The organism is Vineibacter terrae (assembly GCF_008039615.1).
GTDB classification, from domain to species: Bacteria; Pseudomonadota; Alphaproteobacteria; order Reyranellales; family Reyranellaceae; genus Vineibacter; species Vineibacter terrae.
Genome location: NZ_VDUZ01000023.1, coordinates 55,538 through 78,138, shown reverse-complemented (window position 1 = coordinate 78,138; position 22,601 = coordinate 55,538). Strand labels below are relative to the sequence as shown.

13 protein-coding genes and 1 pseudogene are annotated in these 22,601 nt (G+C 67.0%); 7 read left to right on the top strand and 7 right to left on the bottom strand.

Annotated features, from left to right (window positions below; genetic code table 11):
• Positions 1 to 2: 2 nt before the first annotated feature.
• Together FHP25_RS20125 and FHP25_RS20120 are read right to left on the bottom strand one after the other, a co-directional pair.
• Complete coding sequence (locus FHP25_RS20125) at positions 3 to 5,561, bottom strand: beta strand repeat-containing protein (RefSeq protein ID WP_147848751.1); 5,559 nt, start codon at positions 5,559 to 5,561, stop codon at positions 3 to 5.
• An 840-nt stretch (positions 5,562 to 6,401) separates the two neighbouring features.
• The gene (locus FHP25_RS20120) at positions 6,402 to 8,486 is read right to left on the bottom strand and encodes a hydantoinase/oxoprolinase family protein (RefSeq protein ID WP_147848794.1); all 2,085 of its coding nucleotides are present in this window, start codon (positions 8,484 to 8,486) and stop codon (positions 6,402 to 6,404) included.
• A 228-nt stretch (positions 8,487 to 8,714) separates the two neighbouring features.
• Here FHP25_RS20120 and FHP25_RS20115 point away from each other — a divergent pair, with 228 nt between their 5' ends.
• Positions 8,715 to 8,975, top strand: a complete 261-nt coding sequence (locus tag FHP25_RS20115) for a hypothetical protein (protein WP_147848750.1) — start codon at positions 8,715 to 8,717, stop codon at positions 8,973 to 8,975.
• 156 nt (positions 8,976 to 9,131) lie between these two features.
• Here the strand turns inward: FHP25_RS20115 and FHP25_RS20110 are convergent, their stop codons facing one another.
• Complete coding sequence (locus FHP25_RS20110) at positions 9,132 to 10,034, bottom strand: SAM-dependent methyltransferase (protein ID WP_147848749.1); 903 nt, start codon at positions 10,032 to 10,034, stop codon at positions 9,132 to 9,134.
• A 481-nt stretch (positions 10,035 to 10,515) separates the two neighbouring features.
• Here FHP25_RS20110 and FHP25_RS20105 point away from each other — a divergent pair, with 481 nt between their 5' ends.
• Positions 10,516 to 10,848: a DMT family transporter gene (locus FHP25_RS20105; protein ID WP_147848748.1), complete on the top strand. Its 333-nt coding sequence runs from the start codon at positions 10,516 to 10,518 to the stop codon at positions 10,846 to 10,848.
• 11 nt (positions 10,849 to 10,859) lie between these two features.
• Entirely contained in the window at positions 10,860 to 11,192 is a 333-nt protein-coding gene (gene mdtI / locus FHP25_RS20100) for a multidrug/spermidine efflux SMR transporter subunit MdtI (RefSeq protein WP_147848747.1), read from the top strand.
• Between the two features lie 111 nt (positions 11,193 to 11,303).
• Here mdtI and FHP25_RS20095 read toward each other — a convergent pair whose 3' ends face one another.
• Positions 11,304 to 12,551, bottom strand: a complete 1,248-nt coding sequence (locus tag FHP25_RS20095) for a Gfo/Idh/MocA family protein (protein WP_147848746.1) — start codon at positions 12,549 to 12,551, stop codon at positions 11,304 to 11,306.
• Positions 12,552 to 12,803: 252 nt separating this feature from the next.
• Positions 12,804 to 13,469 (bottom strand): annotated as a pseudogene (locus FHP25_RS20090) (substrate-binding domain-containing protein); the annotation flags it as partial.
• 413 nt (positions 13,470 to 13,882) lie between these two features.
• Between FHP25_RS20090 and FHP25_RS20085 the strand changes: the two are divergent.
• Positions 13,883 to 14,599, top strand: a complete 717-nt coding sequence (locus FHP25_RS20085) for a class I SAM-dependent methyltransferase (protein WP_218578471.1) — start codon at positions 13,883 to 13,885, stop codon at positions 14,597 to 14,599.
• Positions 14,600 to 14,768: 169 nt separating this feature from the next.
• Here FHP25_RS20085 and FHP25_RS20080 read toward each other — a convergent pair whose 3' ends face one another.
• On the bottom strand, positions 14,769 to 15,980 hold the full coding sequence (locus FHP25_RS20080) for a patatin-like phospholipase family protein (RefSeq protein WP_147848743.1): 1,212 nt from the start codon (positions 15,978 to 15,980) through the stop codon (positions 14,769 to 14,771).
• Positions 15,981 to 17,044: 1,064 nt separating this feature from the next.
• Complete coding sequence (locus FHP25_RS20075) at positions 17,045 to 17,335, bottom strand: antibiotic biosynthesis monooxygenase (RefSeq protein WP_147848742.1); 291 nt, start codon at positions 17,333 to 17,335, stop codon at positions 17,045 to 17,047.
• Between the two features lie 1,179 nt (positions 17,336 to 18,514).
• On the opposite strand from FHP25_RS20075, the gene FHP25_RS20065 reads away from it, so the two are divergent.
• The 3 genes from FHP25_RS20065 to FHP25_RS20055 all read left to right on the top strand — a co-directional run bounded on the left by FHP25_RS20065 (position 18,515) and on the right by FHP25_RS20055 (position 22,517).
• On the top strand, positions 18,515 to 18,703 hold the full coding sequence (locus FHP25_RS20065) for a hypothetical protein (protein WP_147848740.1): 189 nt from the start codon (positions 18,515 to 18,517) through the stop codon (positions 18,701 to 18,703).
• Positions 18,704 to 18,801: 98 nt separating this feature from the next.
• Positions 18,802 to 19,524, top strand: a complete 723-nt coding sequence (locus FHP25_RS20060) for a hypothetical protein (protein WP_147848739.1) — start codon at positions 18,802 to 18,804, stop codon at positions 19,522 to 19,524.
• Positions 19,525 to 19,583: 59 nt separating this feature from the next.
• Positions 19,584 to 22,517: a hypothetical protein gene (locus FHP25_RS20055; protein WP_147848738.1), complete on the top strand. Its 2,934-nt coding sequence runs from the start codon at positions 19,584 to 19,586 to the stop codon at positions 22,515 to 22,517.
• Positions 22,518 to 22,601 lie beyond the last annotated feature (84 nt).

Genomic DNA, 22,601 nt, shown 5'->3' with positions numbered 1-22,601 from the left:
CGTCAGGCGAGCAGATGGACTTCGAGCTGGCTGGCCGCGGCGCTGTCGCCGTCGAAGTCGGTCAAGTTCGCCTGGGTGTTGAAGACGATGTCGAACGGCGTCGGGACGGCGACGCTCTGCAGCAGGATGTCGAACGTATCCTTGTTCGAATCGTTGCCGATGCCGGCGATATCGATCCGCTGGTAGCCGGCCGCCGTGATGATGGTCACGGTGTCGTTGTCGGCCGTGCTGCCCGATGTGCCGCCGCCCAGGCCGTGCAATTCATAACCCAAGCCGTTGGCGGTGGCAGTGACATTGCCGCCGGGACTGGGGTCGTGGCTCGGCACCGGTGCACCACCCGCGCCGACCAGGGTCGCACCGTTGACGAGGATGCCGGTGATCTGTACCTCGGCCCCGGTAGCGTTGTAGACGCGGATCAGGGCGTCGCCGTCGTCGCCCGGTGGGTTGTTCTGGTTCATGATGAACGTGAACCGGTTGACCGTGCGGGCCTCGCCGGTCTCCAGGATGCCGTCGCCGTCATCCGCCAGGAACTGGATCCTCATACGGTCGGTCAGATCGTCAGTCGCGCTGGCGGTCTGCGGATCGAAATCGAAATCCTGTCCGGTGCCGACACCAACGCCGGCGCCGCTGACGTTGACCGTGGTTTGGGTCGACGAGTTGTTGCTCTGGTCGACGAAGCCGCTGAACAGAGCATCGATGGTGCTGCCGCCGATATCGTTGACGACCAGGGTCAAGGGGTTACCCGAGGCCGGGGCGGCGGTGAAGTTGCCGAAGCCGACGTCGACGAGGTTGTCGACCGGCCGCAACATGTTGATGCTGTAGAGGTCGTTGGCCTGCACCGAGCCGTCAGGATTGAGGCCCATGGTGAAGACCCGCTGGGCCACGTCGGTGTTGGTGGCGTCCGTCGTGGCGATCAGGGTGCTGGTGCCGAAGCCGAACAGGAAGATGTCCGAGCCGCCGGCCTTGAGGTTCTCGAGCGTCGGGGTGCCGTCCTGGATGGCGCCCTGCAGCACGGAGCCGTTGAGGCCGATGAAGACGGAGGAGCCGGGCTGGTCGGCACCGACGTGGTTGAATGCACCCAGCGCGGCGTTGGCGGTGGCGCTGGCGGCGTTGCTGACCGACAGGATGGCCGGTGTGAGCGGCACGGGCGAGTCGTCGTCGACGGTGACGACCAGGGCGTTGGCGGCGGCGGCGACAACATCGCCGTCGAAGTCGGTGGCGCGCAGGATCGAGCTGAGGTTGACGGCCAGGTCGTTCTCGTCGTTGCCGGCGGCATGATCGAGCTGGTCGACCAGGGTGAAGGTCCAGTCGCCGGTGGTGCCGTTGAGGCTGAAGGTGAAGACGGTGTTGGCTCCGGCGGAGGCGGTGAGGGTGTTGCCGACCACCGCGTAGGTGACGGCGACGCCGCCGGAGGTGAGGGCGGCCAGGCCGCTGGTGTCGGCGCTGAGGCTGAAGGTCAGGGGCTGGTCAGCGCCCGAGTTGAATAGCGGCGTGACGCTGCCGGTGGCGACGGTGGCCTCGCCGGCGACATCGCCGACACCGCCGGCGATGCCGCCGGGTACGCCGTCCTCGTCGACCGTGCCGGTCGACGACGCCTGGCTCGCCGTCGGTGTGTCGTCATCAACGGTGACGATCAGGGCGTTGGCTGCGGCGGCGACGGTGTCGCCGTCGAAGTCGGTGGCGCGCAGGATCGAGCTGAGGTTGACGGCCAGATCGTTCTCGCCGTTGCCGGTGGCGTGATCGAGCTGGTCGACCAGGGTGAACGTCCAATCGCCGGTGGTGCCGTTGAGGCTGAAGGTGAAGACGGTGTTGGCTCCGGCGGAGGCGGTGAGGGTGTTGCCGACCACCGCGTAGGTGACGGCGACGCCGCCGGAGGTGAGGGCGGCCAGGTTGCTGGTGTCGGTGCTGAGGCTGAAGGTCAGGGGCTGGTCGGCGCCTGGGTTGAACAGCGGTGTGACGCTGCCGGTGGCGACGGTGGCCTCGCCGGCGACGTCGCCGACACCGCCGGCAATGCCGCCGGGGACACCGTCCTCGTCGACCGTGCCGGTCTGCGATGCCTGGCTCGCCGTCGGCGTGTCGTCATCGACGGTGACGATCAGGGCATTGGCCGCGGCGGCGACGGTGTCGCCGTCGAAGTCTGTGGCGCGCAGGATCGAGCTGAGGTTGATGGCAAGGGCGTTCTCGTCATTGCCGGTGGCATGATCGAGCTGGTCGGCCAGGGTGAACGTCCAATCGCCGGTGGTGCCGTTGAGGCTGAAGGTAAAGACGGTGTTGGCTCCAGCGGAGGCGGTGAGGGTGTTGCCGACCACCGCGTAGGTGACGGCGACTCCGCCGGAGGTGAGGGCGGCCAGGCCGCTGGTGTCGGCGCTGAGGCTGAAGGTCAGGGGCTGGTCGGCGCCCGAGTTGAACAGCGGCGTGACGCTGCCGGTGGCGACGGTGGCCTCGCCGGCGACGTCGCCGACACCGCCGGCAATGCCGCCGGGAACACCGTCCTCGTCGACCGTGCCGGTCGAAGAGGCCTGGCTCGCCGTCGGTGTGTCGTCGTCGACGGTGACGACCAGGGCGTTGGCGGCGGCGGCGACGGTGTCGCCGTCGAAGTCTGTGGCGCGCAGGATCGAGCTGAGGTTGATGGTAATGTCGTTCTCGTCATTGCCGGTGGCATGATCGAGCTGGTCGACCAGGGTGAACGTCCAATCGCCGGTGGTGCCGTTGAGGCTGAAGGTGAAGACGGTGTTGGCTCCGGCCGACGCGGTGAGGGTGTTGCCGACCACCGCGTAGGTGACGGCGACGCCGCCGGAGGTGAGGGCGGCCAGGTTGCTGGTGTCAGTGCTGAGGCTGAAGGTCAGGGGCTGGTCGGCGCCCGAGTTGAACAACGGTGTGACGCTGCCGGTGGCGACGGTGGCCTCGCCGGCGACGTCGCCGACACCGCCGGCGATGCCGCCAGTGACACCGTCCTCGTCGACCGTGCCGGTCGAAGAGGCCTGGCTCGCCGTCGGCGTGTCGTCATCGACGGTGACGATCAGGGCATTGGCTGCGGCAGCGACGGTGTCGCCGTCGAAGTCGGTGGCACGCAGGATCGAGCTGAGGTTGATGGTAAGGTCGTTCTCGTCGTTGCCGGTGGCGTGATCGAGCTGATCACTGAGCGTGAACGTCCAGTCGCCGGTGCTGCCGTTGACCGAGAACGTGAACACGGTGCTGCCGCCGGCGGATGCAGTGAGAGTGTTGCCGACCACCGCATAGGTGACGGCGACGCCGCCGGAGGTGAGGGCGGCCAGGCCGCTGGTGTCGGCGCTGAGGCTGAAGGTCAGGGGCTGGTCGGCGCCCGAGTTGAACAGCGGTGTGACGCTGCCGGTGGCGACGGTGGCCTCGCCGGCAACGTCGCCGACGCCGCCGGCGATGCCGCCGGGGACGCCGTCCTCGTCGACCGTGCCGGTCTGTGACGCCTGGCTTGCCGTCGGTGTGTCGTCATCGACGGTGACGACCAGGGCATTGGCCGCGGCGGCGGCGGTGTCGCCGTCGAAGTCTGTGGCGCGCAGGATCGAGCTGAGGTTGATGGTGAGGTCGTTCTCGTCATTGCCGGCGGCATGATCGAGCTGGTCACTGAGCGTGAAGGTCCAGGCACCGGTGGTGCTGTTGACCGAGAACGTGAACACGGTGCTGCCGCCGGCCGACGCGGTGAGGGTGTTGCCGACCACCGCGTAGGTGACGGCGACGCCGCCGGAGGTGAGGGCGGCCAGGCCGCTGGTGTCGGCGCTGAGGCTGAAGGTCAGGGGCTGGTCGGCGCCGGGGCTGAACAGGGGTGCGACGCTGCCGGTGGCGACGGTGGCCTCGCCGGCGACGTCGCCGACGCCGCCGGCGATGCCGCCGGGTACGCCGTCCTCGTCGACCGTGCCGGTCTGCTGTGCCGCGGTCACGATCGGGATATCGTCATCGAGCGTGACGTGTATGACACCGGTGTCGGTTCCGACACCGACTGCCGTATAGGTGAGGTCGACCAGGATGTTGGGATTCTCGGTGTTGTCGTCCGCCGTGCCGTTGGCCGCTGGATGATCAACCTGATCGAGCAGCGTGAAGGTATAGGTGAACGGAGACGAGGCCGCGACCTGGATCTTGAAAACGGCCGACGCCTGTGCGTTCGCGAGCGAGCTCGTGTTGGTCGACGCAAAGAGTGTCCCGGAGCCGCCGTCCCAGAAGAAGGTCAGCGCCGCGCCACCGGAGGTGACGGGCGCGCTCGACGTATTGAGGACGGGATCCAGGTGCAGATCGGCGAAATTGACGCTGGTTGCGTTGGTGACGGGCAGGGTGCCGGTCAGGTTGGCCTGGGCGTCGTCACCGGCCTGCACGTCGTTGTTGCCGCCCGTGATGTTGTCCTCATCGGCCAGCAGGGAAATGTCGTTGGCGACGGGTGGCGCTTCCACGGCCGCCGCGGACAGCGAGCGGTCCTGGTTGCCGATGCTTGTCGCGACGCCGTTCTCGAACAGGGTCAGCACGCGCGTGTGATAGGGCGAGCCGCTGATATCAGACGCCGTTTGGACCGTCTCGCCCGGATCGTCGCGCCAATCCAGGGACGACGCGATATGGCCGCCCCAGGCGACGACGACGCTATCCGCGTTGTTGGCGGTGCTGCCGTTGTAGGTGAAGAAGACGGTGATCGATGCCTTGGTATGATCGGCGTTGTAGGTGATGGCGCTGGTCGAGAGATTGCTGACGGCGCCGAAGATCGTGAAGACCTGCTGCCCTGACGGCTGGCCCGACCCCAGGCCGTCCGTCACGCCGAACTGGGCGCCGAACCCGGTGAGAAGCTGCGGGTCGGATGGGATATTGACGGTCGAGATGGCACCGGAGCTGATATCGGTGATACCCACGGTCGGCGTCACATCCGGTTCACCGGGATGGCGCGTGCCCTCGAAGGAGAAATTGAAGCTCGTCAGGTAGTCGAGTGCATAGGCGCCTGAATCGACCGTGTCCCACTGGATCTGGATGCCATAGACCGTACCGGTGTTCAGGTCGTCGAGAAATGCCCGGTACGGAACGCTGTCGCCTTCGTTGTAATGCGCCTTGGTCTGGTTGAGGTTGCCGTTGACGAAGACTTCGTTGTTCCCGCCGGTGCCGTCGGCGTCCGGTGCCGGTCCATCGGCCCATTGATCGAGCCTGACGCTCACGGTCGATGCGGGGGGCGCGTCCGTGAATGTCGTTGATGCCTTGGAGCCGTCCGCGCCGGTCGCCGTCAGGCTGAGCGTCGCGTTCACGGCGTCGTTGTTGTGGGGAACGGTCCACGTCGTGACGATCTGGCCGTTCGCGGCTCCGTCGAGATCGCCTTTGCCGCCGTCAGTCACGGTGAACGGCTTGTATATGTCTGCCTTGCCGTTGTCGCCGGGGTCGGATGGCAGATCCTGGATCTGGAACGTATAGGTGGCGCCGGCCTTGATGCCGGAGAGGCTGATCGTCACCGTGTCGCCGGGCGCATAGTCGGCGCGGTCGGTGGAGATGGTGAGCGGGTCGGCTGTCGCGAGCGGATCGATCGTCAGGTCGTCGGTCGTGGTGATGTCTTTCGGTGCCATGGTTTAATCCCTCCCATGTCTGGTCACCGGCGCAATGCAGGTGTCATTGACGACATTCGTTGCCATGAGGCCGCTTAGCCACGAAGGCTGTTGGGCGGTGCGGAGCTGTGTGCTGCTCCTTTGGACGCAAGTCAGCTCCTCGCATCGTCTCACGCGGCGATGCGTTTATCGTCAGCAGGCAGGTGCAGCTCACGCCTCCGATCGTGCGTTGCCGTGGACAAGGAGAAACAAGCTCTCCTTTCCGGCGCACGGCTCGGAAGAACACAGCCTGCCATGGTTGAGATTGCTGCTGGCGGCAGTCCTCGCGTCTAGCGAAACCTGCCGCCACGGTCAGGCGCTATTGCGGATCCCCATGACCACCTCCCCAGGCGGTATGTTTCCTGGCCTTGGCCGCGGTCGGCGCGAGCACCTGGCCTCGCAAACGCGGGACGCGGCGGCAAGATGGAACCGATTTTTTGAACCTGCGGATTAACGTCCCGCAGATGGACTGTCCGATATCGCCACGCTCAACAGGGCACTCTCTTGAAACTGAGGTGCACACGCAAACGCGTTAACTGTTGGCTCAAAAAAGGATATCTGGCAATCGTACTATGCTGCTCGGGTATCAGGCGCCCCACGGCAAGTCAAGCGCTTTCCGCCGAAAATGCTGACAATACTAGGATGATCAGAGAATAAATTGAACGATCATCTAAGAATGCTTCTTAATATCTAACCAGACGACTTCATGGCAATAAGAAAAGCCAACATCGAGGCCGGCGCCCACGGCGCGATGATCGTGGTCGTCAGGCCTTGCCGGGTGCGACCGGCGAGCTGCTCGCGATACGGCCTGCCTCCATGCGGTCAGCCCGCGGGCTTGCGTTCCAGCACGATGCCGCCGGCGGCGTCGAGCCAGGCATCGAAGGCCGGCGACACGAAGGTCGAGGTCTCGTCCTCGGCGATGATCGCCGGCCCCGGGATCGTGGCGCCGGGCTGCAGGTCGCTGCGCCAGTAGACCGGCACCTCGACGTGACGCGACTGGCGGGCATCGAAGAATGCCCGCGCGCCCACGGGCCGGGGCGCCGGCCGGCGCGCCGGCGGCGTCACCTGGGTTGGCCGGCGTGCCTCGGTGGCGACCGTAACCGACCAGCTCAGCGCCTCGATGGCGGCGTCCGGGATGTGGCGCTCGAACAGCACGGCATATTCGCGCTCGAAGGCGCGGCGCAGCGTTTCGGTGTCGCTGCTGTCGAGTGGCCGGGCCGGCAGCGGCACGGTGATCTCGTGACCCTGGCCGACATAGCGCATATAGGCGACACGGGTCTCGACCACCGCCTGGCCGCGCGCGCCGGGCGCCACCAGGGCATGCGCCTCGCGCGCCATCTCGTCGATCAGCGCGTTGGCCGCCGCCGGGTCGAACCCGTCCAGCCGCATGTAGCGCGAATGGATCAGCTCGTAGGCGACCGGCGCCTGCAGGAAGCCCACGGCCGAGCCGACCCCGGCATTGGGCGGCACCACGATGCGCTGCAGGCCCAGCTTCTCCGCCAGCCGCGCGGCGTGCAGTGGCGCTGCGCCGCCGAAGGCGATCATCGTGTGCTCGCCGATCACCGCGCCGCGCTCCACCGCGTGCACCCGCGCTGCGTTGGCCATGTTCTCGTCGACGATCTCGCCCACGCCATAGGCCGCCATCTCGCTGGCCAGCGCCAGCTCGGCGCCGATCGCCGCGTCCAGCGCCTGGCGCGCGCGCTCGACATCGAGGTGGATGGTGCCGCCGGCGAAGCGCGCCGGATCGATCTTGCCCAGCACGACGTCGGCATCGGTCACTGTCGGCCGGGTGCCGCCGCGGCCGTACGACGCCGGGCCCGGCTCGGCGCCGGCGCTCTCGGGGCCGACGACGATGCGCTTGAGCGCGTCGATGCGCGCCAGCGAGCCGCCGCCGGCGCCGATCTCGACCATCTCGATCACCGGGACGCGCAGCGGCAGGCCGCTGCCCTTGAGGAAGCGCGCGGCGCGGTCGACCTCGAAGCTGCGCGACTTGAAGGGCGTGTAGTGCTGGATCAGGCAGATCTTCGCCGTGGTGCCGCCCATGTCGAAGGACAGCACCTTGTCCTCGCCGCGCTCGGCGGCGGCGTTGGCGGCCAGGATGGCGCCGCCGGCCGGGCCCGATTCGACCAGCCGGATGGGAAACCGGCGCGCCGTCTCCAGCGCCGTGAGGCCGCCGCCCGACGTCATCAGGTAGATCATGCCGTGGAAGCCTTCGGCCGCGAAGCCGTCGCGCAGCCGCGCCAGGTAGCCGGCCATCAGCGGCTGGATGTAGGCGTTGGCCACGGCCGTCGAGGTGCGATCGTACTCGCGCACCTCGGGGCAGGCCTCGCACGACAAGGTCACCGACAGCGCCGGCAGCTCTTGCAGCAGGATCTCGCGCGTGCGCCGCTCGTGGGCGGGATTGGCATAGGCGTGCAGGAAGGCCACGGCGATGGCGCCGACCTCCTTCTGCGCGAGCGTCGGCACCAGCGCGCGGACGGCCGCCTCGTCGAGCGGCAGGCGGACCCGGCCCTGCACGTCCATGCGCTCGGGCACCGTGAAGCGCAGCGCCCGCGGCACCAGCTGCCGCGGCTTCTCGATGAAGACGTCGTACTGGTCGTAGCGGCTCTCGTAGGCGATCTCCAGCGTGTCGCGGAAGCCCTCGGTGGCAATCAGCGCCGTGCGCGCGCCCTTGCGCTCGATGATGGCGTTGGTGGCCAGCGTCGTACCGTGCACGAAGACGTCGATATCGGCGAAGGCGCGGCCTGAATCGGCCAGGATGGCGCGGGTGCCGGCCATCACGGCTTCCTCCGGCGCCCGCGGTGTCGTCAGCACCTTGCACGTCAGCCGCCTGCCGCCGCGGCGGGGATCGCCGATTTCCAGCACGACATCGGTGAACGTGCCGCCGATATCGACGGCCAGACGCATCCCGTCACTCACCCGGACCCTCCGCTTACGCTGCAGCTGCGGCACAGTAGAGCACGTTCCGCCGCCATGACCAGATGCTCATCCCGGCGCGGCCATGCCGGGACGGTGGCGGCGAGTCGCCGAAACACCTCAATCTCAACGCAGTGCTGACAAGAACGGGAACGATCTTGCAGGCTATGAAGTCGTGACGGTCTTCGGCTGGAGACCGGCCTGTAAGAGGGGATCGCCATGTCCCGCCTTGCTGCACCACTATCGATTGCTGCCCTTGTGCTTCTGGCGGCCTGCGTGCCCGACGATGGCCCGCGCTCGTCGTATTATCGCGACGGCTACTACGGCGGCAGCAGCTACGGTTACGGCTACGGCCGCGACAGCTCGTATCGCGACGGCTCTTATCGCAGCGGCTACCGCGACGGCTACCGGGCCGCCTACCGGCGCGGCCCGCCGGGCGCCTATGACCAATCGTCGATCTACTGGCCGCCGGGGCCGTAGCCGCGGGCTGCAGGACTGTCATCCCGCGCGCAGCGAGGGATCTCCCGCGGATGGCGCACCGTGCGTCTTTCGCGGGAGATCCCTCTCCTGAGCCTGTCGAAGGGGCGCTCGGGATGACGATGATGCACGGCGGCCGCTCCCGCCGGAGGAGGAAGACTACAGCCGCGCCCATGTCAGCTCGTGCTTGTTGTTGTGGGCGTGGAACAGCCGGCTGCCGGGGATGGCGGCGAAGGCGGCGGCCGTGTCGTGGTCGGTCCCGCCCTGGAACTTCAGCGTGCAGACGAAGTGGCGCACATTGCCCGCCGCCAGCCAGCGCTGCACCAGCTTCAGCAGGCGCGCCGGATAGCAGATGACGTCGCTGCACAGCCAGTCGACGGGGCCGAACGTCGCCGGATCGAGCGCGAAGGCGCTTTCGCCGCGCCATGTCACGCCCGGCATCGCCGCCACCGCGGCATCGAGCGGCGCCTTGTCGATGGCGATCACATCGGCGCCGAGCCTGGCCATCACCCAGGTCCACCCGCCCGGCGTCGCGCCGAGGTCGAGGCAGCGCGAGCCGGGCCCGGGCCACGCGCCAAGGCGCGTGAAGGCCTCCCACAGCTTGAGATAGGCGCGGCTGGGCGGACCGCTGCGGTCCTCGGCGAAGGTGATCTCGCCGTTGGGGCAGGCGGCGCTGCAGCGCGCTGCGTGCAGCAGCCGGTCCGGCGCCAGCAATGTCCAGGATCCCAGCGCCGCCGCGGGCAGCGCGCCGGGGAAGACCAGCGGCCGGGCCGACACATGCGGCAGGCGCGCCTGGATCAGCGCCGCGCGGCGGTGGTGCACGGGCGCGTACATGGCCCAGTTGCGCTGCACCGCGCGCAGCCTCTGCGCCGCCTCGCCGATCGAGGCGATCGCGACCTCCTGCACGTCATGCCAGATGTTGGCGGCCCAGGCGCTGGCGATCGCATCGCCCTCGGCGATCAGCAGGCGATCATGCGCCGCCGTCACGCGGATGCCGCCACGGCGCAGCTCCTCGGCGAGCTGCGGCAGGAAGCCGTCGGCGGCGAGATAGGCGGTGCGCATCTGTCGGTGGTCGTCCTTCGGAAGTAATGCCGGCCGGTATCCTCATCACCGAACCGCCGCGCCCAGTCAAATCGCAATTAAGCATCAAAGTCAGTTGGCTATTTACAAAGAAATACATAAATAATAATGGTTATATGATTGAATGAAGAAATAGAAGATGTCGTATCGTCTGCGGTTGCGCTTATAGAATTTCGGCTGTGACCGTCATATGTCAGTTTTATGTCTGCCCATGCGTTTTCGCCGAGCCGCCCTGACTTGACAGAATCCATGCCAGGGCATAGCTTGACTTTGCTATGATCCCATATGCCGAACGCTTTCCAGGAACGCTTCTGCGCTGGTGGCACGCCCACTGCGATTTGGAGCGCGACGTCACGGCACAGCGTTAGCGTCGCGCTCCACAAGATTTCCACCCATCCCGTTTTCTGTTTTCTGGTGTTTGCACGCTGGCGCGCGCCGGTGCGTGAATATCCCTGCGTGTCCTATGAATTATCATCGTCTTGTTCTGCTGGCTGCGATCGCCGTCGAGGTGACGGGCACGTCGGCGCTCAAGCTTGCGGCTGACATGCCGGTTGCCGGCTATATCGCGTCGATGGGCTTGCTGAGCCTGTCGCTCTTCCTGCTCAGCGTCGCGCTGCGCGCCATCCCCATGGTCGCAGCCTATGCGCTGTGGGAAGGGCTGGGCATCGTCGGCCTGGCGGCGATCGGCTATTTCGTCTTCGGCGAGGCGCTGGGCCCGCTGCGCGTGCTCGGGTTGAGCGCCATCCTTGTCGGCATCTGGCTGCTGCTGCGCGGCACGAATGCGCGCGCTGCGTGATGGTGGCTGCCATGACGCATTCCGTCGCCATCATCCCGCTGCTGTGGCTCGCGGCCTCGGTGGTGCTCGACATCGGCGGCACGGCGCTCCTGAAGATGGCGGACGGCTTCAGGAAGCGGCTGCTGGGCATGTCAGGGCTGGGCTGCATCCTGACGTCGTTCGCGACCTTGTCGCAGGCGATCAAGGGCATGGACTTGTCGGTGGCCTATGCGCTGTGGGGCGGCGTCGGCCTGGTCGCGACCGCGGTGCTGGGCTGGCTGCTGTTCCACCAGCGCATCGCGCTCATCGGCTGGCTCGGCATGGCCCTGATCGTCGCCGGCGTCGCCACGCTCAACCTCGGTTGATTTTGGACCGCGCGCGTCCACGCGCGCATCGCCCGCCGCGAAGCGGAGAGCGAAAGCTTGTCGGCGCTGGCGCGCCGATGCGCGCGTGGACGCGCGCGGTCCAAAAATGAACTAACCCCCGCGCGGCCGGGCCACCGGCGGCACGTACGTCTCCAGCTCCGGCGCCGGGAAGTGCACGGTCTGGCCGAGCTCGGCCGAGCGGTACAGGCCCATCAGGATCTCGACCACGGCCAGCCCGTCATGGAAGGTCTCCAGCGGCGTCTCGCCCTTGCGGAAGCATTCCACCATGTGGCGGTTCTCGTCGGTGTAGCCATAGACGCCGGCTTCGTCCTCCAGGACGGGCATCAGCCCCTGCTCGGCGTTCTGCTTCTCCACCAGGTCCTCGCCCTCGGCGCCGGTGACGGCGCGCGACATGAACACGCGCAGGCCGGTCGACAGCGAATTGAACTCCATGGCGTATTCGGGGCCCAGCAGCTCGAGCTGGATGCGCAGCCCGGCGCCGACATAGGCCCAGGACGTGGTGGCCTCGATCATCAGCTCGTGGCCGTCGTCGTCGGTGAGCGTCACCGTGGCGCGCGCGAAATCCTCCGACGGCCGGTTGCGGTAGTCGACCGCGGCGCCATAGCGCTTCTTCAGCGCATCGGCATAGGCCGGCCGCGTCCATTTCAGGTTGGCGACCGTGCCGTTCACCGATCTGACCTTGAGCGACCCGCGCGGCGCGCCGGGCGCGGTCAGAAGATGCCGTGCCACCTCGACGCTGTGGCACATCATGTCCGACAGCACGCCGCCGCCCTGCCTGTCGCCCTGCCAGAACCAGGGCTCGTGCGGGCCGGAATGCTCCTCCGCGGCGCGCGCCAGATAGGGCCGCCCGGTGGCCGACGCGGCGCGGCGCCACACGATCTCCTTGCCGCGCAGCACCGGCGTGGCGAACACCTGGTTCTCCAGGTAGCCGTGGTTGAGCTTGGCATCCTCGGCCAGCCGCAGCATCTCGCGCGCCTCGGCGATGGTGCGCGCCAGCGGCTTCTCGCAGGCGACGGCGAGCACCTTGGAGCGTCCTGCCGTGACCTCGGCATGGATGGCGCGCATGACATCCAGCCGCGTGTCGTTGGGCGACAGGATCCAGATCGCATCGACATCGTCGGCCTGCAGCAGCGATTGCAGGCTGGCGTGGCTGCGGCACGTGCCCAGCCCCAGCGCGGCCACCGCCTGCACGACGCGCTCGCGGTTGGCGGCGTTGCGGCTGAACACCCCGGTGACGTCGACATTGCGCACGCCGACCAGCGCCCGCAGATGGAAATGGGCGATGAAGCCCGTGCCGACAAAGCCGATACGCAGCTTGTCCCTGGTTGCGCTGGTCATGATGCACCTCGTTGGTTAGCGTGTTTCCCTTCTCCCCGCGTAGGCGGGGAGAAGGTGCCCGATAAAGGCGTTTCGACGCGAAGCGTCGAAACGCCGGCGGCGGATGAGGGGCTTCCCGACCGTGGCGACAGGCGGGTTCGCCAGAAAAATCATGCCTACTCCCGACATCGCAAAAGCCCCTCATCCGGCGCTTCGCGCCACCTTCTCCCTCGGGCGCGCTTCGCGCCCCTGACCTGCGCGGGGAGAAGGGTCGATGCGTGGCGGCGCCGTGGTGCCGCGCACCTTCAGCGCCGTGGGCAGGATCACCGGGGCGCGCGACGGGTTCTTGTCCGACATCATCGCCAGCAGCTGCGTCATGGCCATGCGGCCGATCTCGGCGCGCGGCTGGCTGACCGTCGTCAGCGGCGGATAGAACGCTTCGCTGAGGTAGATGTCGTCGAAGCCGACGACCGAGACGTCGCCCGGCACGTCATGGCCGCGCTGGCGCAGCTCATGGATGGCGCCGAAGGCCATCTCGTCGTTGGCGCAGAAGATCGCGGTCGGCGGCATCGGCAGGTCGAGCAGGGCACGGCAGCCGGCCCGGCCGCTGGCCAGCAGGAAGTCGCCGCGCTGGATGTAGCCCGGCGGGATCTTCAGGTCGGCGGCGCGCATGGCCTGGCGGTAGCCGCGGCGGCGATGCACCGACAGCACCTCGGGCACGGGACCGGTGATGTGGGCGATGCGCCGGTGCCCGAGCGCGACCAGGTGCTGCACGGCGCCTGCCGCCGCGGCGACGTTGTCCACCTGCACATGCGGGAAGCCAGCGCCCTCAATGATCTCCGATGCCACCACCACGGGCAGCGACGCCGGCGGCTCGGGCCCGGCGGGCAGCTTGCCGGTCATCAGGATCATGCCGTCGGCGTGGCCGTCGCGCAGCATGGCCGGGTCCGCAGGTAAAGGCAGGGGATTCGCATATGGGAGCACCGGTGCCGTCTCCTCGTCCCGCGGCAGCGGGGAGAGGAAGGGGCCCATGCCGAAGGCATGGGAAGGTGAGGGGTAGGAACGATCAAGCCATGCAGCAGAGATAGGGACTGATCGCTCGTACCCCTCACCTTCCCATCGCTTCGCGATGGGCCCCTCCCTCTCCCCGCTGCCGCGGGGCGAGGGGTGAACGGCAGCATATGCGAATGCTCCGCAGGTAGGGGGGACCTTGTCGCGGCCCTTCGCCTTTCCGATCCCGGGACAGTGCCACGGCTGCCTTGGCATGGCCGCGCGCCGGCATGAGCGCTCGCCAGCACGGCGCCGGGTGGCTAGAACGGCGCCCCGGTCGGAGGGCGCGTACGATGGACACCATGGCCGCGGATGGATGGGACGACTCGGCGGCGGCATGGATCGCCGCACAGGGCGAGGCGGGCGACTACGGCCGGCGCTTCGTGCTGGATGCGCCGATGATCGCGCGATTGCGCGGGCGCGGCTTTCGTGCCGCGCTGGATGTCGGCTGCGGCGAGGGCCGCTTCTGCCGCATCATGCGCGGGGAAGGTATCCAGCCCGTCGGCATCGACCCGACCGAGGCCCTGGTCCGCCGGGCGCGGCAGCTCGATCCGCAAGGCGACTACCGCATCGGCCGCGCCGAGGCGCTGGGCGTGCCGGAAGGATCGTTCGACCTGGTCGTGAGCTACCTGACGCTGATCGACATCCCCGATCTGCGGACGGCCATTGCCGGCATGGCTGCGGCGCTGCGGCCCGGCGGCACGCTGCTGATCGCCAACCTCAACAGCTTCAGCACGGCAGGCCCGCCCGACGGCTGGACCCGCGACGCGTATGGCGAGCTGCGCTTCCATATCGACCACTATCTGGAAGAGCGCGCCGCGTGGGTGCATTGGAAGGGCATCCGCATCCGCAACTGGCATCGTCCGCTCAGCACCTACATGACCCTGCTGCTCGGGCAGGGTCTGCTGCTGCGCCACTTCGCCGAGCCGGCGCCGGCGGGCGGCGATCCGCAGCGCGCGGCGCTGCACCGCCGCGTGCCGTACTTCCACATCATGGAATGGCAGAAGCCGGGCGCGTGACCCTGCGCACCGTCTCGGTTGTCGCGGACCCGGCCGATGCGGCAGGCGCGGTTGGTGCGTCCGCGTCGCGCACCACCGACGAAGCATGGAGAAAGCAGATCCGGTTCCGGTTGATCGAGCCGCCAGGCTCAAGGTTGACGGCGCATCCCGCGTTCTGCCGTTCGACTGCTCATGGCTTGACCGCGGCAGCCGGCGTCTCCAGTCCCGGCGGTGCCTTGTGCCAGCGATATCCCTGCCGGGCATGCTGATAGCCATAGTCGTACAGCGCCGCCATGTATGTCGGGCTGAATTCGCCGGACCCCGGCGTGTTGAAGTCGGACCCGATGAAGGCGAGGTTATAGTCGACGCCGTCGCGCTTGCTGATGAAGTAGGTCCGCAGCACGTCGTTGCGCCCGCTCGAGGTCAGCATGGTGCTGACGGCCCGCCCGGCGATGTTGATCGTCCGCCGCTCGGTGGCGGCATAGTTCGGATCGAGCCGGGCGTTCCTGATGACGAACGCCCGCCGCACGCGCCGCGGCCCGGCGGTGCCGACGTTGATCGACGCCGGATACAGGAAGAGCTGGGCGATGGCGCCGCCGTCGACGTGCATCTCCTGGTATTTGCGTCCGTCGAGCTCGACGTCGAATAGCACGGGCTGGAAGGCGCCCGGCACGGCCGCCGACGCGCGCAGTATCTTACGGAACAGCTCGAGCGCGCGCGGGTTGCCGCTGGACGCGATGGCGCCGATGTTCCAGATCACCGGCCGCTGCGCGTCGAGATTGGTCGTTCCGATCAGCAGGATGCGGCCCTTGCCGTACTCGCGGGCGATGGCCTCCAGCATGGCCTCGTTGGCATAACGGGCGATCACCTCGGCGAGCGGCGAGGTGTCGGCCATCGCGTCGTCGAACATGGCGGCCGTCAGTCCCCGCTTCTTGAAGACGTTCTCGGCCTTCATCGACGTGTAGCACTCGCGCAACGACGCGTCGTAGGAGGACCCCAGGAACGCGAACGGCGCGATCAGCGCGCCCGTGCTCACGCCGGTGACCAGCTTGAACTCCGGCCGCGTGCCGCTTTCGCTCCAACCCGCCAGCAGGCCAGCGCCGAACGCGCCGTCGTCACCGCCGCCCGATACGGCCAGGTAATTCACAGGCGGCAGCGGGCTCAGCGGCTGGCCCGCTGCGCGCCGCGCTGCGACCTCGCGCTCGATCGCGCGGCGGCCTTCGACCTCCATCTCCTTGACCTCGCCGTCGGCGAAGTACCGAGCATTGGCGATGCCGAACGGCATGGCGCGTTCCGTGTCGGCCAGCGGCACGGCCGGCTCGCGCTCGGGTATCGAGCACCCCGCCAGCCCGACGACGGCGCACGAGAGCGCCATGCGTGAAACCGCTCTGCGTCTGAGCATGACTTATCCCCCCCGCACCTCGCTGGCGCCTGGCAGGCCCATCGTTGCACCAGACGCGACCCTTGCCTATCCGAAAGCCGAACTTTCGCGCCCTCCCTGAGCACTGGCGCGCCGGGAGGGCGCGGCCCGCCCGTACGGCCATCCTCATCTCTTCGATGACCGTCCGCCGGCCGCCATTCCCCAGCTTCGCCGTTGACGGATGCTCGGAGCATGTCGGCTTCGGGTCAGAAGCGGACCTCAGTCGCCGGTGGGTGAGATGGTGTTCGTTGCATTCCCGCTCCCCGCAGCCCGATGGGCCGGGGAAGTGGCGCCATATACCGCTGAAACAGGCAGGGCTGGCCTGACGCCGCATAGCGCCCGATTTTCGACCAAGCCTTTGCCGTTGCGCTCCGCTGCTGAGTGAACTACCACCGTAACGGTTTCGACATGAGCGTGGCGTAGGACCAAGGAAACATCGCTGACGGATGATTGACCGCCGTGGTCTTCACGGGGCCGGCTCATCCGTCATTTGTCCTGCATCCCCACGGCACTGTGGTTGGAACATGGCAGACCTAAACAAGCCGGTTTGTATCGGGTGTGGCAAGTCGCCCGAAGAAATCGAAGAGTACGTTGAAGAGGCGTTGCTCAGAAGAATATCGCCCGCGAGATACGTCAAGGAATTCGAGAGCACCTACAACGTCAACAACGGACATTTCGCCTGTTCGCAGTGCTACATGCGGATGGGTGCGCCAGTTGGTCCGGCCAACAAACCTTGGAAGGCTCCGTGACTACGAAGCAAAGATCGCGACATCAACGCATTTGGTGCCCGCTCAAGGACGGATGGCGAAGGAGCACCAGGGCGGGCAATCCATTCACCATAGGCCGCGATCATGATTGCCGGCGCATCGGGCCGCGCCGCCTTGGTTTCGGAAGAACTCCGGTCAGTTCATCCCGGCAAAGCGGATCCGCACAAAGGGAACTTCCGGCACGAGGTGGAAACCTGGCAAAAGTCCGCCTTGTGCGCTTTCCCAGAAGGCCTCTCGCTGACTCACCCTTCCCGCGATAGTTGGCGTTGATAGTTGGCGTTAGGGTAAGGAATGGACGATCACCGGCCCGGCCGTCGCGGTGGCAGGCCCGACGAGCAGCGGTCCAAGATTCTCTTCTATCCAGGCCAGTGCCAGCCTGTTCGATTCTTCGGCGCTGGCGACGTTGTTGAAGACGCTGATCGCGGTCAGCGTGTCGTCTGATGCGTATACCACGTAGTATCCCATGAAGCCCTCGACGCTGCTGATGATCGGAATTACGTCCTTGATCCGGCTGGCAAGCTGATCGGCCATACCGGCCTTTGCCTTCGCCTGACGAATTGCGGCGTACATGACACCCTCCGTCGAGATGATCGACCGATTAGTAGCAGGCCGCCGAAGAAGTGTCTTCCCCTGCGCACAAGGTCCGTATGCACATCGAGCGCGATCGGCACCCGGCGCCGGCGCTCTTCAAGGCGGCTGGACAAGCTGAAGGTCGCTGTTGTGCCGGTGCTGATCGGGTGAATAGAGGGCGACCCCGGTGCGCTCTGACAACCCGAACGGAACAATCCAACCCGGAACGATGGCCGTTCAAACGCGGCCGATCCGTGACGTCGAAGACCCGACGACGGCTCCGCCTGCATTGAGAGCGACGGCGGCAGCAGGTAGGGCGACCGCATATGGCACCATGAAAGCTAACCACAGAGACACAGCGCAGCCTTTGGCCGCAACCAAGGACAGGGGCCCGCCACGCGCTCGCTGTCATCCTGAGCGAAGCGAAGGATCTGTTAGACCGTCGCTTCGCACGGGCGTGCGCCGTCGAGACGCCGTACGCCGCCATCGTTCCCGTGCGACAGCACCGCTCAAAAGATCCTTCGCTTCGCTCAGGATGACAGCGAGCAGATCCAAATCGCCGCGGCTCGCGAAGATTCTTGAGGTCAGTAGTACAGAGGCACAGAGGCAACACAGAGAACGAAGGGCTGCGCGCCTTCGGCGCGCGGTGGCGTCTTCCTCTGCATGATTTCTGTGTCTCTGTGCTACTGACCTCAAGAATCTTCGCAAGCCGCGATGATTTTTGTAGCCTTCATGGTGAGCACAGGTGAATGCGAAGCATTCACCGAGTCGAACCATGAAGGCGTCGCACGGGCAGTGGTGCGCCGCTTCATGGTTCGACAGGCTCACCATGAAGCGCTTTCCCCGCATTTGGTTGCGGCCAAAGGCTGCGCTGTGCCTCTGTGGTTCGTCTTCTGACGGTTCGGCCGATAGTGCCATATGCGATAGCCCTGCGGCAGCAGGGGGCGTCCAAGGCGGTGGCAAGCTGCCATCGCGATGCGCGACGTCAAAGACCCGGCGGAGCGCCGTCTGAAACGCTTGCTGGGTGTCGCTGTTTGTCTCGCCGGACAGATCGAGGTGGAGCATACCCTGCGAACGAATTATCCGGGATTCCATTGCAGGTTTTGCAGGAATTGGTGTACATTCGTATGCAGCGTGCCAGCGTAGGATGCCGTTCCATTCATTGGGGGGAGTGGCTCGATGTACACGCTCATAAAATCCCTATCGACACGACAACTGACCGCAATCCAGCTGCCGAGCCTCGTCGGTGCGCTGGTGGTTGCCGAGGTCTTCTATAAATTCCACAGCTTCACGCTTGAGTGCGTGGCGTTCCTCGTCACCTGGGCCGCGCTGGATTTCATTATCACAAAGCTGGCGGCACGTCGGTAGTTCACGTTTTCGAAGCCCATGCCTCGCGCTGATATGCGAGGCTGGCGCCGAAGCGGGATACACTCGTGGCAGCTCTACGTCTGCGAAGGGGGCGACACATGGCTTCCCAGGCTCCGTTCGTATTCCATGGCACCGTCATTGCGCTCGGCAAATCGACCGAGGCGCTGCTTGAAGCCGGCGATCGCACGGCGGTCGTTCGGGTCGACGCGGTTGTGCGGGCGCCCGATGCGATGCGCGCCATTGTTGGCCGCGAGATCACGGTCCAGCTCCGCCAGCCCGCCGCGATGGGCGAGAAAGCCGAGTTTTCCGCGCGAGGGCTGCTCTATGGCACCAGCCTGGCGGTCCAGGAAACCGGCAAGCGCAAGGCGGTCACGCCGCAACCGGCATCGGCACGGCGACTGTCCGGCGCCAGCGCCGACAGCGCCAAGGCGCGCGATCAGGCCAGCGCTCTGCGGGCCAGCCTCAAGGCGCGTGCGGCGGAGGCCTCGAGCGTCGTTGTCGGCCGCGTCACCGGCATCATGGAGGCGGCCGCGGCGGCGGCCAAGCCACGGGAGAGCGAGCACGACCCGCACTGGGCGACGGCGACGGTGGTGGTCGATCAGGTCATCAAGGGCACGACACCGAAGACGGTCAAGGTGATGTTCGCCAACAGCCAGGACGTGATGTGGTACCGCGCGCCCAAGCTGGCAGTCGGGCAGCGGGCTGTCTTGTTGTTGCGTAAAGGTGCGCCCGGCGCACCGGACAAGCGCTCCAACGTGGTGATGGACGAGTTCGATGTCCAGAGCGTGGATCGCGCGCAGCTCGTCGCCTCGTTGCTGTGATGCGCCTGTCCACGATTGCCGCGGGGCGGGGGCCTGCGCTTCATTGAAGGGGGGAAGCCATGACGTACGTCGTCAACATGATCCCCAATGTGTTCAGCGGCGAGATGAACCAGGACAGCGAACCCAACCTGGCGATCGATCCGGCCGACCCGGCACGCGTGGCTGGGTCGGCATTCACACCTGATCCGCTGGGCGGTGCCAATGCGCCGGTCTTCGTCTCGGTCGATGCAGGCCTGACCTGGACCTTGAACAATATCGTGCCGAGCACGGCCGGCGCGGCAACCGGCGACATCACGCTCGCCTTTGGTCATCAGGGCCGGCTGTACTCGGGCATCCTGCGCCGGCCCGGCGGCTTGCGGCTGAACATCCTGCGCACCACCAGCTTCACCGTGCCGACCGTCATGGACGTGCTGGTGGACCGCACCGGCAGCGGTGTCGACCAGCCCTATGTCGAAGCGGCCAGGGTGTTCCGCGGTGCCGGCACCGGACAGGACCGCGTGTTCGTCGGCAACAACGACTTCAACGGCGCGGCGGGCCGCACCGCTACCGTCGACGTGTCCCTCGATGGCGCCGCCGCGGTGCCGCCGCCGCCATCGAACTTCGTCGCGCGGCGCATCGAGCCGCGAGCCACCGGCGGGCAGGACCTTCCCCCGATACGCCCTTCGGTCCACATAGATGGCACCGTGTACGCGGCCTATATCGGCCGCCGCGCCGGCGGCAACTCCGATATCGTCGTCGCGCGCGACGACAACTGGGCGGCAGGGCCGGCGCAATTCGTCAACTTGCTCGATGCTGTGGACGGCTTGGCGGGCCAGCGCGTGGTGACCGCGGTCAACGTGCCGTTCGAGAATTTCCAGACAATGGCGCTGGAGCGGCTGGTGGCGAGCGACCTGTCGATCGCCGTCGATCCACGGAACAGCAGCATCGTGTGGCTGGCGTGGGGCGATCGCCCGCCGGGCACGGTCAATCTGACGCTGCATGTGCGTCGTTCGACGGACCGCGGCCAGACATGGTCGGCCGATCTGCGGACCGTAGCGGACGCCAAGGCGCCGGTTGTCGCGGTGAACAGCCGTGGTCGCGTGGCTTTCCTGTACCAGCAGCTTGTCGGCGTCGCGCCCAACCAGCGCTGGGTGACACAGGTCGATCGCAGCGACGACGCGTTCGTCACGATCACGTCCACCGTCCTGGCGACGGTGCCGGCCAATGCCCCCGCGCGCGTGTTCTTTCCCTACCTGGGCGACTACATGGACATGAAATCGCCGGGCAAGGACTTCTACGGCATCTTCTCGGCCAACAACACGCCGGATCTCGCGAACTTCCCGATCGGCGTGACCTACTTGCGCAACGCGAACTTCGGGACGCACACGCTGCTGGCTGCCGATGGCGTCACGCCGGTTGGCGTGTCGATCGACCCCTTCTTCTTCTGTCTCACCGAGATGCCTTCTGATCAGGATTTCTATGTCGCCGACTGGACCGACAGCGCCACGGCGTTCGACCGTGGTGTCGAGCCGTCGACCGAGCCGCAGTTCTACACGCGCAGTGATGTCTGGACACGCCTGACCGATGCTCCGGGCGCCTTCGACGGCAACAATCGTCCGGTGAACGAGGCGCCGCGCAACGGGCCGGGGGCCTTCGGTGACAACTTCGCGTTTGCCCGGATCCGCCGCCGCGGCACCGGCAGCGCCCAGGCGGTCACGGCGCACTTCCTGGTCTCGCCGTTCGGCACGGGCAGCAACTACGTCGATGCCGGCACAGCGCCCGATGCCGTCGTCAATTTCACCGCGGCCGACAGCGTCTTGACGATGGCGGCGGGCTATCCGTGGCATCTCGACGCGATCAGCTCGTCGCACCTGTGCCTGGCAGTCGAGATCTCGACGGCGCAGGATCCTGTCGTCGCGCCGGGCCTCCTTGGGCGCGCGCCGGGGTGGCCGACAACGGATCTTCTGGTCGTCAATGACAACAACAAGGCGCAGCGCAACATGGGGCTGGGCCCGACGACGGCGAGCGGGTGGTTCACGCGTTACGGATTGATACACAACGGCGCAACGATCCGGCGCGACATCGTGCTGGAGTGGGCGCGCCTGGGCCCGTCGAAGCGGGGCAGGCAGGACCGGGTGATGCTGGCGGGCGGGCGCGAGCAGAGCCTGGGCGAATCCGGGCGCCTGGTCGTGCCCGATATGAGCCCGGGCGAGCACCGCTGGGTTCGGGTGACCCTGCGGGCAGGCGATGATGCCGGGGACACCGTCGTCGTGTTCAACGAGATGGTCGGCAGCCTCGCGGTCAATGGCTTCGCCGTCGCGGCGCGGCTGCAGTCCGAGGACGAGGTTTCAAAGTATATCCTCGGGCGTCTTCTGTCGGTGCTCACGCGGCTCGAGGCGTTCGGCATTGCTGATGCCGGGCCCGTCGCGAAGCGCGTGCGGTCGCTCCTGGACGGGCGGATTTCCGGCAGGGCGTTCCTCGAGGTGATCGCCGGGGCGGCGGATATGCTGCTGCGATGGCTGCCCGGATTGCTGGAGCGCGTGGGTGGAAAGGACACTCTGGGTATCGCAGCGAGCGGCAGGTCGTTGGCAGCCGCCTTGTCGGACAAGGATGTTCCCTTGGCTCAGTCGCATGCGGGCGCGCTGGTGGAGAGCATCGACTCGCTCCTCACGACTGCGGACAAGAACGAAGGCGATCTGGCGGATATCTGCCAGAACCTGCGCTGGCAGGCAGCGCTGTTCAGCGGCAGGAGGCTGTCCCGGCTGAAATCGGCGAACGCCCTGGTCAGGCAGTCGGTGAGGTTCGTCGATGACTTCGCGGCGCGCGCGGTGACGGCCAGCGAGTACCCTGCACTGATGAAGCGTAGCCTGGCGGCCCTGAAGGAGGCGACCGTTTCCCTCAAGGACAAGCAGTTGACCGCGCTGTTTGACGCCCTGGCGAACGGCCTGGGCAATGCCAGGACGCTGCAGCGCCGGCATTGGGAGTTTCTGCTGGCGTTGGCGGCGCGCGTGTGAGCGCGCGGCAAAGGGCTTAGCGGTCGCCCATGGCCTGGTGCTGGGAATCGCAGGTCGCTGATACATCCGTCATCCCGAGCGCCC